Raw genomic sequence first — 13,554 nt, 5'->3', positions numbered from 1 at the left:
TCAGCATCCAGTTGCCACTCATCTCAGGAGACATTTCCATGTCCACCGTAGCCGTCACCGACGAAACCTTTGACGCCGAAGTCAAGAACTCCTCCGTTCCCGTTGTCGTAGACTTCTGGGCCGAATGGTGCGGCCCCTGCAAGCAGATCGGCCCCGCTCTGGAAGAGCTGGCCGCCGAATACGGCGACAAGGTGAAAATCGCCAAGGTCGACGTTGACAGCAACCCGAACGCTGCTGCCGCCATGGGCGTGCGCGGTATCCCGGCGCTGTTCATCTTCAAGGACGGTCAGGTTGTCTCCAACCGCGCCGGCGCCGCACCCAAGGCCGCGCTGCAAAGCTGGATCAACGAAAGCATCTGATCCGCTTGGATCTGAAGCGAGAGTTTTTGAAGGGCGCCCCGGTGGCGCCCTTTTTCATGTGGGCCTGCAATAAAACCCGTCCGGTGATCTGCGCCTATTTGGGTGCGCGCGTGAACACCATCTTCTGGTTGGCTAGTTTCTCCTGATCGCCAACCCAAGCGTAGCAGAGCAGCGACGGGTTATGATCCGCCACGGTGATGCGGTGCAGCTGTCCCGGCGGGTTGAAAATCAGCGACCCCGGCGCATAGACCCCCTGATCATTCTCCGACACGGCGCCAGAGAGGCAGATATAGCTCTCCGAGATGCCATCATGGGAATGGGCCGGATAGGTGCAGCCCGGCGCGAAGAGGACAAGACCCAGGATCACCTCGTCGGTCATCACCGGGCCGGTGGGACCAGCCAGTTCGGCATAGGCATATTTGCGCTCCAACCCGCGGGGTACCTTTTCATAGCCGTATTGCCACACCAGATGCTGCCGCACCGCCTCGATCGCGCGGATAAAGGCGCCGTGGCGTTCCTGCCGTCCGTTGTCGAGCGCCCGCTGCAGGTGCGCCGTCACGGGTTTATCAACGCTGGCACCGGCGCGAACCTCGGCATTGGATTTCAGAACCCGGCTGATGCGTTCACGGACCATGCGCTGATGGCTGCGGATCTTGACGCTGCCACCAGCAGGCAGGCGGCGGTAGAACTCATAGAAATCCCGCAGCAGATAATCCCACTCGGGGCTATCTTTCAGACGCGTGTGTTCTGTCATGTCGGCGCCCTCCTCTGACGGTTGCCCAGCTTGTCTCCGCATGCTGCGGTTCGCTCTAGCGCCACAGCGACGGGATGGAGTCGCAATTGCAGCTCCGGCATGCACCGGACCCTGAAAGGCGCCCCTTTTCCTTGCCTCCGATCCCCGTCAAAGTGGCCGCAAACAGACAGGAGGACCGTCATGGCCAAAACGCGGGTACTGGTGGAATTCGGCATGGGCACATCCCTGCGCCGCGCCGATTACACCGAAGCGGCAAAACGCGCGATCAGGGATGCCCTGTGGCACAATTCGGTCAACATGGCCGAACTGTTCGATTTCCCGAAGGAAGCCATGATCATCGACGCCGAAATCGGGGTGCAAGAGCCGGACGCCGTGAATGCCGATGCGCTGAAGGCGATCTTTCCCTATGGCCGCCCCGACATCCGCATCACCAAAGGTGGTCTGGATATCGACAAACCGGGTGGCGGTAAGACGGTCATCGCCAATGCCGCCGTCATTGTCTCTTTTGAAATGGAGGCGGTGTGATGACGGAGAAACGTATCATTCTGGAGATGGGCACCGGCAACGACCTGTACGGGCAGGACTATACCAAGGCGGCCCGGCGCGCGGTGCAGGACGCGCTGCATCACTCCTCGATCACCTTGTTTTCCGAACTGGGGATCGATCACGGTGAAATGCGGGTCGAGGTCACCATTGGCGTACAGAACCCCGATGCGGTGGATTGCGATCTGGTGGCCGCCGATCTGCCGCGCGGCCGGGCTAATGTACGGGCCGTGTTTGGCGGTCTGGATGTGGCGGGCGCGGATGGCAAGGCGCCGCATGTCATCGCAACGGCTGCGATCGAGGCCTGGCTGCCCGATCTGGCCGGACGCTACAGGTGGTCGGAATAAAAGCCCCCTGAAATGCACAAAGCCGTCCGGGTTCGGACGGCTTTGCTAGCTGTATAAGGTCATGTGAAGGTCTGCCTATCAGATCTTCGAGATGTCTTCGCGGGTCAGACCGATATCGGCCAGCTGGACGTCGGACAGACGGTACAGCGCACGGCGGGTGATGCGGGCTTCACGGGCTTCTGCGAAGGCAGCTTTTGCGTTCAGCACGGTGTCGACGATGCGGAGGACGGCAACCGCACCGAGGGGTGCATGGATATTTGCTGTTGTGGCCATTTTATGGGTCCTGTAACAAAACAACCGGCCCCATGCCGGTGTTAACGCCCATGTAGGAGAGGCGGGTGAGTCTCACAATTGCCCGTTTGACAGCCCCGATCTGCGCCCATTGCATAACAAATGATCAGTTTGTTAACGCCGTGATCCGCTCTTTTAATACAGTGCAAGGGGCGCATCAGCGGGTTTGATAACGGCCGTTGATCGGCGCATTTGCCCCGGGCCGAACGCCGACCCATCCTTTGGCATGCTTTGCCGTTTCATCGCCTTGCTTGCAATCATTTGATAACGCATGGTTTTGCCCTGCATCTCTCATAGTTTTCGGGTCAGGAACCCCGTCAACAGCCCTCTGCCCGCCAGATGGATCAACGCAAGTTGAAGGCTAGGCGCGGCATTAGATTGGGCAAAGGCGGCCGCAGGTCAGATACCCGGTTGAGCAATAAGGACCCAACGCCCATATATGGCTGCAACAACACTGGAGGCATGCATGGCAGACGATCAATTCCCCGGCTGGCACGGGACCACCATTATCGGTGTCAAGAAAGACGGGCTTGTGGTGATTGCCGGTGATGGGCAGGTGTCGCTGGGCCAGACCGTGATCAAGGGCAGCGCCCGCAAGGTTCGCCGCCTGTCGCCGGGTGGCTATGACGTCGTCGCAGGCTTTGCTGGGTCCACCGCAGATGCCTTTACCCTGCTGGAGCGGCTTGAGGCCAAGCTGGAAGCAACGCCGGGCCAACTGGCCCGCGCTAGCGTCGAACTGGCCAAGGATTGGCGCACCGACAAATACCTGCAAAAGCTCGAAGCGATGCTGATCGTCAGCGACGGCACCGATCTGCTGGTCATCACCGGCGCCGGCGATGTGCTGGAGCCGGAACATGACGTGGCCGCCATCGGTTCGGGCGGCAATTTCGCCCTCGCGGCGGCCCGCGCCATGATGGACAGCGACAAATCGGCAGAAACCGTGGCCCGCGAATCCATGGCGATCGCCGCCGATATCTGCGTTTACACCAACGGCAGGCTGACCGTCGAAACCATCAGCCCGGAGAACTAGGGTGCCCGGCATCGACCGCGACGATCTGCGCGCCGCCGTGGGATCGGGCCTGCTGAGCGAGGCGCAAGCGGCGTCGCTGCTGGCGCTGGCCGACAGCCGCCGGGGCGCACGCGAAAACCTGGCAGAAGGCGATGAACCGTTTGAACTGTTCAAGGGGTTCAACGAGATCTTCATCGTCATCGGGCTGCTGATCCTCGCCTCCGGATGGGCTGCGGTCACGGCGGCGGTGCTGGCTGGGAGCCTCGGCGGATATCAAAGCAAGACGGTCACCGCCGCGGTGATCGGCGCCGCGGTTCTGTGGGCGCTGTCGGAATATTTCATCCGCCGCCGCCGCATGGTGGCGCCGGCCATTGCGCTGTCCGTGCTCTGGGCGGTGAATGCCGGGGCAGGGCTGTCGGCGCAGTTTTCCCAGCCCTTCATGATTGCCCAAACCGATTATTCCAGCATGCAGCTGCCCGTCGCGCTGACCACCGTGGCCATTGCGATCTATTGGCTGCGGTTCCGGGTACCCTTTGCCATGGCATTGATTGCACTCGGTATATTCGCCCTGGCACTGCTGATGGGGGCGATCCGCATGGGCACCCCCGCTGATATCGGCGATTTCTTCCTGCTGTCGGCCAGCGGTCCCTTCGCCTGGATCACGCTGCTGGTCGGCCTTGCGGTCTTTGTCGTGGCGATGGTCTTCGATATGAGCGATCCGCACCGGGTCACCCGGCGCTCGGCGCAGGGGTTCTGGCTGCACGTGGTCGCTGCCCCGGCGCTGGTCAATACCATCGCACTCAGCCTGCTGGAAAACGGCAGCAGCGGCGCGCATCTGCTGCTGCTGGCAGTGCTGGTCGGCTTTGCCTTTGTTGCCATCGTGATCGACCGGCGGTCATTCCTGATTGCCGCGATCGGCTATAGCGTGACCCTGGCCGGAACGGTGTTCGACGGCGACGGTGCCGCATCGACCATTCTGGTTCTGGGCGTGTTCCTTGTGGCACTGGGGGCCTTCTGGACCCGCATCCGCGCCGCGCTTCTTTCACCCTTGTCCGGGCTGGTGCCGCTTCACCGGCTGCCGCCCTCTCATTGATACGGGAAATCCCATGACTGATCTGACACCCCGCGAAATCGTTTCCGAACTGGACCGCTTCATCATTGGCCAGAAAGACGCCAAACGCGCCGTCGCCGTCGCCTTGCGCAACCGCTGGCGGCGCAAACAGCTGGGCGATGACCTGCGCGACGAGGTTTACCCCAAGAACATCCTGATGATCGGCCCCACCGGCGTCGGCAAGACCGAGATCAGCCGCCGTCTGGCGAAACTCGCCCGCGCGCCCTTTATCAAGGTCGAAGCCACCAAATTCACCGAGGTCGGCTATGTTGGCCGTGACGTCGAACAGATCATCCGCGATCTGGTGGACACGGCGATCATGCAAACCCGCGAATTCATGCGCGAAGACGTCAAGGCCAAGGCCCACAAGGCCGCCGAGGAGCGCGTGATCACCGCCATCGCCGGCACCGAGGCCCGCGACAGCACCCGCGAAGTGTTCCGCAAGAAACTGAAATCCGGTGAGCTGGACGATACCGTCATCGAACTGGAGGTCACCGATACCTCGAACCCGATGGGCGGCATGTTCGATATTCCCGGCCAGCCCGGCGGTGGTATGGGTGGCATGATGAACCTGGGCGATCTGTTCGGCAAAGCCATGGGCGGGCGCACCGTGAAGAAGCGCCTCACCGTCGCCGAAAGCTATGATGTGCTGATCGGCGAAGAGGCGGACAAGCTGCTGGATGATGAGACTGTCACCCGCGTTGCCCTGGAATCGGTGGAGCAGAACGGCATCGTCTTCCTGGATGAGATCGACAAGGTCTGCGCCCGGTCCGATGCCCGTGGCGGCGACGTCAGCCGCGAAGGCGTGCAGCGCGATCTGCTGCCGCTGATCGAGGGCACCACCGTCAGCACCAAACACGGACCGGTCAAGACCGACCATATCCTGTTCATCGCCTCTGGCGCCTTCCACATCGCCAAACCGTCCGACTTGCTGCCCGAATTGCAGGGCCGTCTGCCGATCCGGGTCAACCTGCGCGCGCTGAGCGAGCAGGACTTCATCCGCATCCTGACCGAGACCGACAACGCGCTGACCCGTCAGTACACCGCCCTGATGGGCACCGAGGAGGTCGAGGTCACCTTTACCGAAGAGGGCATCGCGGCGCTGGCCAAAATCGCGGCCGAGGTGAACCAGTCGGTGGAAAACATCGGCGCGCGGCGGCTTTACACGGTGATGGAGCGGGTGTTCGAAGAGCTGTCCTTTACCGCGCCGGACCGGGGCGGCGAGGCTGTTGTGGTTGATGCCAAATTTGTCTCCAAGAACCTTGGTGAGCTGGGCGGTTCCAACGATCTGAGCCGCTACGTCCTGTAAACAACACCGCCCGGTTGCGGCTGGTCCTGCCAGTTGGAACCGGGCGGTTTCCGGTATATCCAAGGCGTGAAACAGGTTGGATATTTGGCATGTTGTTTTTCCGGAAGGTTTTGTTTCTATCCCTTTTTGCCGCTGCCGCCTGTGGCATTCGGCCGTCGACACCGACCATCCCCGAAGCGCTGGAAATCGGAACGCCAAAGACGATCTTTGCCGCCACGATCCGTGACCCGCTGCCCGAAGGCGGGTTTGGCAATGGACGGACCGAAGACTATCACCTCCTGGAACTGACCGTTTCGATCCCGCCCAACCACCAGCCCGGGCAGCTTCTGTTTGCCTATGACACACCGGACCCGAAGACCGAGTTTACCATGGCCGCCCGGCGGAAGATCGAAACTTCCGCAGTTTTCATGGATCGACTGAACCGTGAACTGGCAAAATTTGAACCGGACGAGCGTGACATCACCGTCTTTGTGCATGGGTTCAATTCCACCCAATCCGAAACCGCCTTTCGCGCGGCGCAGCTGACCCATGATACCAAGGTTCCCGGTGCCACCGTGGTCTATTCCTGGCCCAGCCTCGGCAGTCCGCTTGGCTATGCTTATGATGCCGACAGCGTGATGTTTGCCCGCGACGGGCTGGAACGGCTGCTGAAACAACTCAGCAAAAGCAACGCGCGGCGGATCGTTCTGGTGGCGCATTCCATGGGGTCGATGCTGGCGATGGAGACATTGCGCCAGATTGAAATCCGCACACCCGGCTGGTCCGACAGGAACCTTGACGGCGTGGTGCTGATGTCGCCGGATCTGGATCTGGACGTCTTTCGCAGCCAGATGAGCCGCCTCAACCCGGTTCCGCAGCCATTTCTGGTTTTCATTTCCCGCAAGGACAAGATTCTGACCCTGTCGCAACGGCTGCGGGGCACGTCCAGCCGCGCGCGGCTGGGAAATCTGGGATCGACCGATGGTCTGGAGGATTTGCCGATCAGCATCATCGACACCACCGATTACGCCGATTCCGCCAGCTCGGGCCATTTGGTTGCTGGCACTTCGCCCGCGCTCCTCGCGATCCTCAGTTCGGCGCGGCAATCATCGCAAGCGTTTTCACGCAAAGGGTTGATCTTTGATGGGGTGCTGCCGCCACCGATGGTGGAGAAAAAGCAGATTCAGGATCTGTCGCTCATCGATATCACGGACAGCCAGCGATAACCGCGCGACGATCAGCGTCCGCGCCGCAGATAGACGTAATAGGCACCCTCGCCGCCATGGCTGATATGGGCCGGCGTCACCTGCAACACCGCCTGCGACAACGGCGGCAAGGCCAGCCATTGCGGCACCCGGTGACGCAGCACGCCGCGCGGGGTGGGGATCGGTCCCGGCTCGTCCCGGTCCTTGCCCTTGCCAGTCACGACCAGCACCAGCCGCTTCCCCGAGGCCTGCGCCGACAGAATGAACCGGGTCAGGGCAGGGTGCGCCGTATCCACCCGCATGCCATGCAGGTCCAGCTTGCCTTCGGGGCGCAGCTTGCCGCGTTTCATCCGTCGAAACGCCTTTTCATCCATTTGCACCGGCGCCGAAGACAGCGATTGCGCCACAGGTTTCTTCAGATCATGTTTGCCAGGCTTTGACGGCGCGCGACTGCCCAGGCGGAAGGCTTCGATCTGGGGTTCGGAGTGCGGATGCGGCGTCTTTTTCGGCTTTGGCTTGGGCAGCGGCAGATCAGGCGGCGTCGTATGACTGCCCGGATGCAGACGCTCCGCGTGTTTGACGACCTTGTGCCAAAGGTCGATTTCATCCGATGTCAGTTTGCGCCGGGTCATCAGAAATCTTCCGGCAACATCGCATAGGCGCGTTGAATGGGCAGGAAAACGATCATCCGCCCCGGATCCCGCAGACGGCCGGCCGCCTCGCCGGCGCCATCCCCGGTGCCAAAGAATATATCCGCCCGCTGCGCGCCCTTGATCGCCGATCCGGTATCCTGCGCGATCATCAGGCGGCGCATCGGCTCCGCCCCGTCCTTTTCCACCCAGACCGGCGCCCCCAGGGGCGTATACTTCGGATCCACCGCGATACTGCGCATCGCCGTAACCGAACGGTTCATCGCCCCCAATGGCCCCTTCGACGGGTGCACTTTTTTCACCTCGCGGAAGAACACATAAGACGGGTTGTGCATCAGCAATTCGTGCCCAGCCATGGGATTGCGCCGCACCCAGGCCTTGATCACCTGGGCGCTGACCTGATGCGCCTTGTAGATGCCGCGCCGGACCATTTCAGCGCCAACCGATTTATATGGGTGCCCATTGGCCCCCCCATAGCCGACGCGAACCGAAGCACCATCGGGCATCTTGATCCGGCCGGACCCCTGAATTTGCAGAAAGAACAGCTCAACCGGGTCATCGACCCAGGCGATTTCCAGCCCGCGCCCGTCCATGACACCGCTTGTCAGGATATCGCGGCGCGGCAGCCACAGGTTGGTCTGGCGCGCTTCGTTTGGCATTTTGTAGACAGGATAGCGGAACCGGTCCGTCCGATAACGCGACCCCTGCAATTCCGGTTCGAAATAGCCGGTGAACAGGGGATCAGCGCCGTCCTCGATCAGAACCGGGCGAAAGAACAGCTCGAAGAATTGCTTGGCCCCGGCGGGCGTCTGTGATTGCGCCAGCGCGCAAAGGCTTTGCCAATCGGGGTCGTCAAGGTCGGGACAGGTCCCCAGAAACACCTGAAGCGCCTCTGCGTGGTTGTCCCTGTCCCAGCCGTCCAGCTGTGAGAAATTCAATATGGAATAGGCAGTCTCGCCGGATGCGCCCGAAGCGGTCATGGCAGCACCAATAATGGCTGCTGCCCGGAATGCCGCCCGTAGCGCCCCAATCATGCGTCCGTGGCCACCAGTTGCCAGTTCGGATCGTCGGTGCCCATCGAACGGGCAAAGACCCAGGTATCCTTCTGGCGTTTTACGGCCTTGGGATCGCCTTCGACGATCTCACCTTCGCTGTTTCGCACGACCGACGTCAGTTCAGCCACGAACCGCATGGTGATTTCAGCAGTGCGGGTGCTCTCATCGAACCGCGCATCCGCAAGGGTGGTTTCACGCACCCCGATGAATTCGGCCTCGATGGTCAGCCCCTGATCTTCGCGGTGCGCCACGGCATCGACAAAGCTTTCGTAGACGTCGCCAGCCAGTAGCGGCTCCAGATCGTCGAGTTCGCCGTTTTCAAAGCCCATCAGGATCATCTCATAGGCACCGCGTGCACCGTGTACGAAGTCCTGCACCTGGAACGACGGCTCGGCCCGCTTCATCGCGGCCAGCGCGTCGGCCTGGGGCGAGCCTTCGGCGACGTAATCGGTGATATCCAGATCCGGACCGCCTTCGATCACTTCGAAGTCGGGGCGGCGTTTCTCTGCCGGGGCCTGCTGCGGCTGGGTGGGCTTTTCGAACCCTTCACGGGTGCCCAGAACGTTTTTCAGGCGCAGGATCAGAAAGACGGCGATGCCGGCCAAAACCAAAATCTGAATCAAGGGCGACTCCATGTGAACCTCGTGCTAGGCATTGGTGCCTTGTTTGAAACCAAAGCGGACTGCTCTTATGTAGGTGACGGGTGGGGCCAAGTCCACCGTTCAGCGCAAGATCCAAGGACCCCAAAATGTATCTTTTTCTGGCCTTTCTGATGGTGCCACTGGTTGAAATCGCCCTGTTTGTACAGGTTGGCGGGATGATCGGACTGTGGCCAACGCTGGCCATCGTGGTGCTGACCGCCATTCTGGGAACCTCGCTTGTGCGCTCGCAGGGGCGGCTGGCCATGGGGCAGTTGCGGTCCTCGTTCCAGACCCTGTCGGACCCGGCAGAACCGCTGGCGCATGGGGCGATGATCCTATTCGCAGGCGCCTTGCTGCTGACGCCCGGATTTTTCACCGATGCGGTCGGTTTTGCACTGCTGATGCCGCCGGTGCGGCTTGCGGTGTTCCGCTACATCAGCAAACGGGTGACCGTCGCACGGTTTGAAATGGGCGCCGGAATGGGGCCGGGACAGGCGCGGCCCGGTTCGCACGGCCCCCATGGCCATGCGCAGCATCCCGGGCAACGACGTCCGGGGCAGCCCGGCGATGTGATCGATGGCGAATACGAAGATGTGACACCCAGACGCCCCGGGGATGGCCCCTCCGGCTGGGTAAAAGGCCCGGAAGACGGCCCAAAATAGGGCACAGTCAAAGCCTGTTGCGCCACGCTGTTTGCCACGGTTGGACAGACCGTTGAGATACCCGCGCCAAGCTGCTAAGCAATCGGCAAAGATATATTTTCAGGAGTATCTCCATGGCCGAAAACGACACCCCAGAGGGCGCAGCAGCAGCCCCGCAGCAGCCCCAGGTCCAGATGAACATTCTGGGTCAGTTCATCCGCGACATGTCGTTCGAAAACGTGATGGCGCAAAAGGGTGCTGCCGGTGAAGTTCAGCCCGACGTGAACGTTCAGGTCAATCTGGACGCCAAGAAACGCGCGGCGGAACACCAGTACGAAGTTATGACCAAGCTGACCGTCGAGTCCAAGAACAAGGACGGTGGTGAGGTTCTGTTCGTTCTGGAGCTGGAATATGTCGGCGTCTTCAACATCCAGGGTGTTCCGGACGATCAGCTGCACCCCTTCCTGCTGATCGAATGCCCGCGCATGACCTTCCCATTCCTGCGCCGCATCGTGTCCGACGTGACCCGCGACGGTGGCTTCCCGCCGCTGAACCTCGATAACATCGATTTCGTTGCGATCTACCGCAACGAGCTGGCACGCCGTCAGGCCGAAGCCCAACCGACGCAATAAGTCATTTTATTGCTTTGAAAATTCAAACGCTGTCGGTCAGACCGGCAGCGTTTTTTATTTGTCGGGACAATATGTCAGGACTGTGCCGAGACCCAAAGTGCGTCTTCGCCCAGTTTTTCCACAAAGGCATCATGGGCAGCTTTTTCCTCGGCCGTCAGGCGCGAGGGCAGGGGGGTCGGCCGTGGTTCCGGGCGCCAATTGCTGTCTACCGCTGCAGTATCCGATCCGCTGCCGCTGCTGGACAGAGCGAAATCGGGCTGACGGCCGCCGATCAGCTCCAGATAGACCTCGGCCAGGATTTCCGAGTCGAGAAGCGCGCCGTGCAGGGTTCGGTTGGAGTTATCGATGCTGAACCGGCGGCACAGGGCATCCAGTGTTGCCGGTGAGCCGGGAAACCGTTTACGCGCCATGGCCAGCGTGTCGATCGCCTGTTCCATCGGCAATTGCGGCAGGTTCATCCAGCCCAGTTCCGCGTTCAGGAACTTCATGTCAAAGCTGGCATTGTGGATCACCAGCCGCGCATCACCGACGAAATCCAGAAACCCCTGACCGATCTTGGCGAACACCGGTTTATCGCGCAGCGTGACCGCTCCCGGCGCCGGCGTCTGCGGCGGGCTCAGCAGGTCCGGACCGATGCCGTGCACGCCAAAAGCCTCTTCGGGCATGTCGCGCTCGGGGTTGATGTATTCGTGATAGGTCCTGCCGGTGGGCATGTGATTATAGAGTTCCACCGCACCGATTTCGACGATCCGATCCCCGGAAAACGGATCAAACCCCGTGGTCTCGGTATCCAGAACGATCTCACGCATCTGCCATCTTTCTCCTGATCTCGGCCAGGATCTGTTCCACCTGCGCGCGGGCGTGTTCCAGCGTGTCAGTCTCGATCACGTAATCGGCGCGGGCGCGTTTCTCTTCGATTGGCATCTGTTTCTGCAGGATCTGCTCGAATTGCTCAACCGTCATTGTGCCACGGTCCAGAACCCGCTGTTTCTGGGTTTCCGCATCCACGGTGACGCAGGCCACCGCGTCCATCGCAGCCTCACCGCTGGTTTCAAACAACAGCGGAATATCGAAAACCAGAATATCGCTGGCAGCAGTACGGCGAAATTCGGCACGATCTTCCCCGACCAGCGGATGCACGATCTTTTCGATCCGGGGCAGGGCAGAGGGGTCGCGGGCAATGATGTCCTTCAGCGCACTCCGATCCACCGCACCGTCGACAATTGCCTCCGGGAACTGCGCCTGCATCGGTGCGACAGCAGCACCGCCTGGCGCATAAAGACGATGCACCGCCGCATCCGCATCCCAGACCGCGCAGCCCAGTTCGGCAAAGATCTTTGCCGTGGTGCTTTTGCCCATCCCGATGGAGCCGGTGAGACCCAGTCTAAACGTCATGCCAGTGCTGCCGCCCGTGTTTCCTCATCCACTTCGGGCCGTTTGCCAAACCAGCGTTCAAAGCCCGGAACAGCCTGGTGCAGCAGCATGCCGAGACCGTCGACAACGGTGCAACCTGCGTCCTCTGCGGCTTGCAACATATCTGTTTTCAGCGGGGTATAGACCAGATCGGTCACAACGCAGCCCGGGCGCAAACCGTCCATTGGCACCCTCAGGCGCGGCTTCCCTTCCATCCCGAGTGAGGTGGTATTCACGACCAGCGCGGCTTCTTCGACGATATTGCCGGCCAGAACCCAATCCACGACCTTGATACGTTTGCCGAATTCCTTGTGCAGCTTGTCCGCACGTTCTCGGGTTCGGTTGGTCAGCATGATCTCGGTCACGCCAGCCTCGATCAGCGAGGCAACCACCGCGCGGCAGGCGCCGCCGGCGCCCAGAACCACCGCAGGACCTGCGTCCGGTTTCCAATCCGGTGCACCCTGATGCAGATTGGTGATAAAGCCATACCCATCTGTATTATCAGCCAGAACCGATCCATCTTCGCGGAAGATCAGCGTGTTCGCCGCCCCCATCAGCGTGGCACGATCCGTAACCTTGTCGGCGATTGTCATCACCGTTTCCTTGTGTGGTAAGGTCACATTAGCCCCGACAAAGCCGGCCTTTGGCAGCGCGCGGATCACGGTTTCAAGATCCTGCGGTTCCACGTGCATCGGCACATAATGTCCGGCGATTCCGTATTTGCGGAGCCAATGGTTCTGGATCTGCGGCGAACGTGAATGGGCCACCGGGCATCCAATGACCCCGGCCAGAGGTATCTTCACGGCATTCATTGATCGATAATCCCCTGCAGTCCAAGGTAGTTTATAAGTTCAGTCAGCGGCAGGCCCAAGACATTAAAATAGCTACCATCGATACTGGCGAACAGCCGCACGCCTTCCTCTTCCAGTTTGTAGGCGCCAACGGCGTGGCGGATGCTGTCCCAGTTGCGGGCCACATAATCACGCAGATACTCATCCGAGGCTTTGCGCATCAGCAACCGGACCTGACCAACGTGGCGCCACAATGGTTCTCCATCGCGGTAGATCACCGCCGCGGACAATAGCATATGCCGCTGTCCGCGCATCTCACAAAGCTGCGACAGCGCCTCTTCGGAAGAACGCGGTTTGGACAGAAGTTTTCCCCTGAAATCAAGCACCTGATCGCAGCCGATCACCATCTGACCAGGATGTTTACTGCTGATCTTGCGGGCTTTTGCCTCGGCCAGGGCATCGGCGATATCCCGGGGCGGCGCGCCCTCTGCCAGCAAGGCTGCCTTGATGCTATCTTCATCAAGACGCGGCACATCTGTTTCAAAGGGAATGCCTGCCTGCCGCAGCAGCTGGGCCCTGATACTGGACCCGGAGGCGAGCACGATGTGGGCAGTCATGTGGAAAACCCCGTGGGAAAGCGGTTCGGAAGTTAAGGACGTTTTGTATGGTTTTCCCCGGTTTTGGCAAGCCCACAGGCAAAGCCCGGATTCCATCCCAGTTTCACCCGCATCCATCCCGCGTGGATTGGGATAACTTCAAACCCGGGGATATCCCAGAACTTCACAATCGATCCCTTAGTTATCCCCACGATGCTCAAGGTTAAG

At 60.8% G+C, this 13,554-nt stretch carries 18 protein-coding genes; 9 read left to right on the top strand and 9 right to left on the bottom strand.

All coding sequences use genetic code 11. The features are described 5' to 3' along the window. Window positions 1–38 precede the first annotated feature (38 nt). Window positions 39–359, top strand: a complete 321-nt coding sequence (gene trxA, locus SM764_RS09750) for a thioredoxin (RefSeq protein ID WP_065272019.1) — start codon at window positions 39–41, stop codon at window positions 357–359. A gap of 94 nt (window positions 360–453) precedes the next feature. Here the strand turns inward: trxA and SM764_RS09745 are convergent, their stop codons facing one another. Then, the gene (locus SM764_RS09745; protein WP_274830006.1) at window positions 454–1,113 is read right to left on the bottom strand and encodes a dimethylsulfonioproprionate lyase family protein; all 660 of its coding nucleotides are present in this window, start codon (window positions 1,111–1,113) and stop codon (window positions 454–456) included. Between the two features lie 180 nt (window positions 1,114–1,293). Between SM764_RS09745 and SM764_RS09740 the strand changes: the two genes are divergently transcribed. Both SM764_RS09740 and SM764_RS09735 read left to right on the top strand, forming a co-directional pair. Beyond that, window positions 1,294–1,638, top strand: coding sequence for a Lin0512 family protein (locus tag SM764_RS09740; protein WP_369001656.1), 345 nt, complete (start codon window positions 1,294–1,296; stop codon window positions 1,636–1,638). Continuing rightward, a complete protein-coding gene (locus SM764_RS09735) occupies window positions 1,638–2,003 on the top strand; it encodes a Lin0512 family protein (RefSeq protein WP_369001655.1) in 366 nt (121 codons plus the stop codon). The genes SM764_RS09740 and SM764_RS09735 overlap by 1 nt, the downstream gene beginning before the upstream one ends. A 78-nt stretch (window positions 2,004–2,081) precedes the next feature. Here SM764_RS09735 and SM764_RS09730 read toward each other — a convergent pair whose 3' ends face one another. Beyond that, complete coding sequence (locus SM764_RS09730; RefSeq protein WP_065272015.1) at window positions 2,082–2,276, bottom strand: DUF1127 domain-containing protein; 195 nt, start codon at window positions 2,274–2,276, stop codon at window positions 2,082–2,084. A 484-nt stretch (window positions 2,277–2,760) separates the two neighbouring features. Between SM764_RS09730 and hslV the strand changes: the two genes are divergently transcribed. The 4 genes from hslV (at window position 2,761) to SM764_RS09710 (ending at window position 6,928) form a co-directional block, all read left to right on the top strand. Then, window positions 2,761–3,324, top strand: a complete 564-nt coding sequence (gene hslV / locus SM764_RS09725) for an ATP-dependent protease subunit HslV (protein ID WP_369001654.1) — start codon at window positions 2,761–2,763, stop codon at window positions 3,322–3,324. Window position 3,325: 1 nt separating this feature from the next. Beyond that, window positions 3,326–4,396, top strand: coding sequence for a hypothetical protein (locus SM764_RS09720; protein ID WP_369001652.1), 1,071 nt, complete (start codon window positions 3,326–3,328; stop codon window positions 4,394–4,396). Window positions 4,397–4,409: 13 nt separating this feature from the next. After that, window positions 4,410–5,723 (top strand): ATP-dependent protease ATPase subunit HslU, encoded by a 1,314-nt coding sequence (gene hslU / locus SM764_RS09715; protein WP_368998244.1) that lies wholly within the window; start codon window positions 4,410–4,412, stop codon window positions 5,721–5,723. Between the two features lie 89 nt (window positions 5,724–5,812). Beyond that, entirely contained in the window at window positions 5,813–6,928 is a 1,116-nt protein-coding gene (locus SM764_RS09710) for an alpha/beta hydrolase (RefSeq protein WP_274830001.1), read from the top strand. Window positions 6,929–6,939: 11 nt separating this feature from the next. Here SM764_RS09710 and SM764_RS09705 read toward each other — a convergent pair whose 3' ends face one another. Genes SM764_RS09705 through SM764_RS09695 form a run of 3 tightly spaced genes read right to left on the bottom strand, consistent with a single transcriptional unit; the run spans window position 6,940 to window position 9,247 of the window. Further along, window positions 6,940–7,539 carry a Smr/MutS family protein gene (locus SM764_RS09705; protein ID WP_065272010.1) on the bottom strand — a complete coding sequence of 200 codons (600 nt, stop codon included), beginning with the start codon at window positions 7,537–7,539 and terminating at the stop codon, window positions 6,940–6,942. Continuing rightward, window positions 7,539–8,591: a murein transglycosylase A gene (gene mltA, locus SM764_RS09700; protein ID WP_368947692.1), complete on the bottom strand. Its 1,053-nt coding sequence runs from the start codon at window positions 8,589–8,591 to the stop codon at window positions 7,539–7,541. Before mltA ends, SM764_RS09705 begins: the two co-directional genes overlap by 1 nt. Next, window positions 8,588–9,247 (bottom strand): Tim44/TimA family putative adaptor protein, encoded by a 660-nt coding sequence (locus SM764_RS09695; protein ID WP_274830000.1) that lies wholly within the window; start codon window positions 9,245–9,247, stop codon window positions 8,588–8,590. Before SM764_RS09695 ends, mltA begins: the two co-directional genes overlap by 4 nt. A 113-nt stretch (window positions 9,248–9,360) precedes the next feature. Between SM764_RS09695 and SM764_RS09690 the strand changes: the two genes are divergently transcribed. Continuing rightward, window positions 9,361–9,915 carry an FxsA family protein gene (locus SM764_RS09690; RefSeq protein ID WP_274833190.1) on the top strand — a complete coding sequence of 185 codons (555 nt, stop codon included), beginning with the start codon at window positions 9,361–9,363 and terminating at the stop codon, window positions 9,913–9,915. A 113-nt stretch (window positions 9,916–10,028) separates the two neighbouring features. Beyond that, window positions 10,029–10,526, top strand: a complete 498-nt coding sequence (gene secB / locus SM764_RS09685) for a protein-export chaperone SecB (RefSeq protein ID WP_274829998.1) — start codon at window positions 10,029–10,031, stop codon at window positions 10,524–10,526. Between the two features lie 74 nt (window positions 10,527–10,600). Here secB and dnaQ read toward each other — a convergent pair whose 3' ends face one another. The 4 genes from dnaQ to SM764_RS09665 are packed head-to-tail and all read right to left on the bottom strand — an operon-like array spanning window position 10,601 to window position 13,347. Further along, window positions 10,601–11,335 carry a DNA polymerase III subunit epsilon gene (gene dnaQ, locus SM764_RS09680; protein ID WP_274833189.1) on the bottom strand — a complete coding sequence of 245 codons (735 nt, stop codon included), beginning with the start codon at window positions 11,333–11,335 and terminating at the stop codon, window positions 10,601–10,603. Next, entirely contained in the window at window positions 11,328–11,921 is a 594-nt protein-coding gene (gene coaE / locus SM764_RS09675) for a dephospho-CoA kinase (protein WP_369001651.1), read from the bottom strand. Before coaE ends, dnaQ begins: the two co-directional genes overlap by 8 nt. Then, the gene (locus tag SM764_RS09670; protein ID WP_065272003.1) at window positions 11,918–12,751 is read right to left on the bottom strand and encodes a shikimate dehydrogenase; all 834 of its coding nucleotides are present in this window, start codon (window positions 12,749–12,751) and stop codon (window positions 11,918–11,920) included. Before SM764_RS09670 ends, coaE begins: the two co-directional genes overlap by 4 nt. Beyond that, window positions 12,748–13,347: a Maf family protein gene (locus SM764_RS09665; RefSeq protein WP_369001673.1), complete on the bottom strand. Its 600-nt coding sequence runs from the start codon at window positions 13,345–13,347 to the stop codon at window positions 12,748–12,750. The genes SM764_RS09670 and SM764_RS09665 overlap by 4 nt, the downstream gene beginning before the upstream one ends. Window positions 13,348–13,554 lie beyond the last annotated feature (207 nt).

It is taken from the genome of Pseudophaeobacter sp. 1A16562 (assembly GCF_041008785.1).
Lineage (GTDB): Bacteria > Pseudomonadota > Alphaproteobacteria > Rhodobacterales > Rhodobacteraceae > Phycobacter > Phycobacter gallaeciensis_A.
This window is presented reverse-complemented; position numbering and strand designations above follow the sequence as displayed.

Coding starts and splice junctions, on each gene's coding strand:
- secB (WP_274829998.1), top strand. CDS start 10,029: ATGGCCGAAAACGACACCCCAGAGGGCGCAGCAGCAGCCCCGCAGCAG.
- SM764_RS09730 (WP_065272015.1), bottom strand. CDS start 2,276: ATGGCCACAACAGCAAATATCCATGCACCCCTCGGTGCGGTTGCCGTC.
- SM764_RS09740 (WP_369001656.1), top strand. CDS start 1,294: ATGGCCAAAACGCGGGTACTGGTGGAATTCGGCATGGGCACATCCCTG.
- dnaQ (WP_274833189.1), bottom strand. CDS start 11,335: ATGCGTGAGATCGTTCTGGATACCGAGACCACGGGGTTTGATCCGTTT.
- mltA (WP_368947692.1), bottom strand. CDS start 8,591: ATGATTGGGGCGCTACGGGCGGCATTCCGGGCAGCAGCCATTATTGGT.
- SM764_RS09670 (WP_065272003.1), bottom strand. CDS start 12,751: ATGAATGCCGTGAAGATACCTCTGGCCGGGGTCATTGGATGCCCGGTG.
- trxA (WP_065272019.1), top strand. CDS start 39: ATGTCCACCGTAGCCGTCACCGACGAAACCTTTGACGCCGAAGTCAAG.
- coaE (WP_369001651.1), bottom strand. CDS start 11,921: ATGACGTTTAGACTGGGTCTCACCGGCTCCATCGGGATGGGCAAAAGC.
- SM764_RS09710 (WP_274830001.1), top strand. CDS start 5,813: ATGTTGTTTTTCCGGAAGGTTTTGTTTCTATCCCTTTTTGCCGCTGCC.
- hslU (WP_368998244.1), top strand. CDS start 4,410: ATGACTGATCTGACACCCCGCGAAATCGTTTCCGAACTGGACCGCTTC.
- SM764_RS09735 (WP_369001655.1), top strand. CDS start 1,638: ATGACGGAGAAACGTATCATTCTGGAGATGGGCACCGGCAACGACCTG.
- hslV (WP_369001654.1), top strand. CDS start 2,761: ATGGCAGACGATCAATTCCCCGGCTGGCACGGGACCACCATTATCGGT.
- SM764_RS09665 (WP_369001673.1), bottom strand. CDS start 13,347: ATGACTGCCCACATCGTGCTCGCCTCCGGGTCCAGTATCAGGGCCCAG.
- SM764_RS09690 (WP_274833190.1), top strand. CDS start 9,361: ATGTATCTTTTTCTGGCCTTTCTGATGGTGCCACTGGTTGAAATCGCC.
- SM764_RS09705 (WP_065272010.1), bottom strand. CDS start 7,539: ATGACCCGGCGCAAACTGACATCGGATGAAATCGACCTTTGGCACAAG.
- SM764_RS09695 (WP_274830000.1), bottom strand. CDS start 9,247: ATGGAGTCGCCCTTGATTCAGATTTTGGTTTTGGCCGGCATCGCCGTC.
- SM764_RS09745 (WP_274830006.1), bottom strand. CDS start 1,113: ATGACAGAACACACGCGTCTGAAAGATAGCCCCGAGTGGGATTATCTG.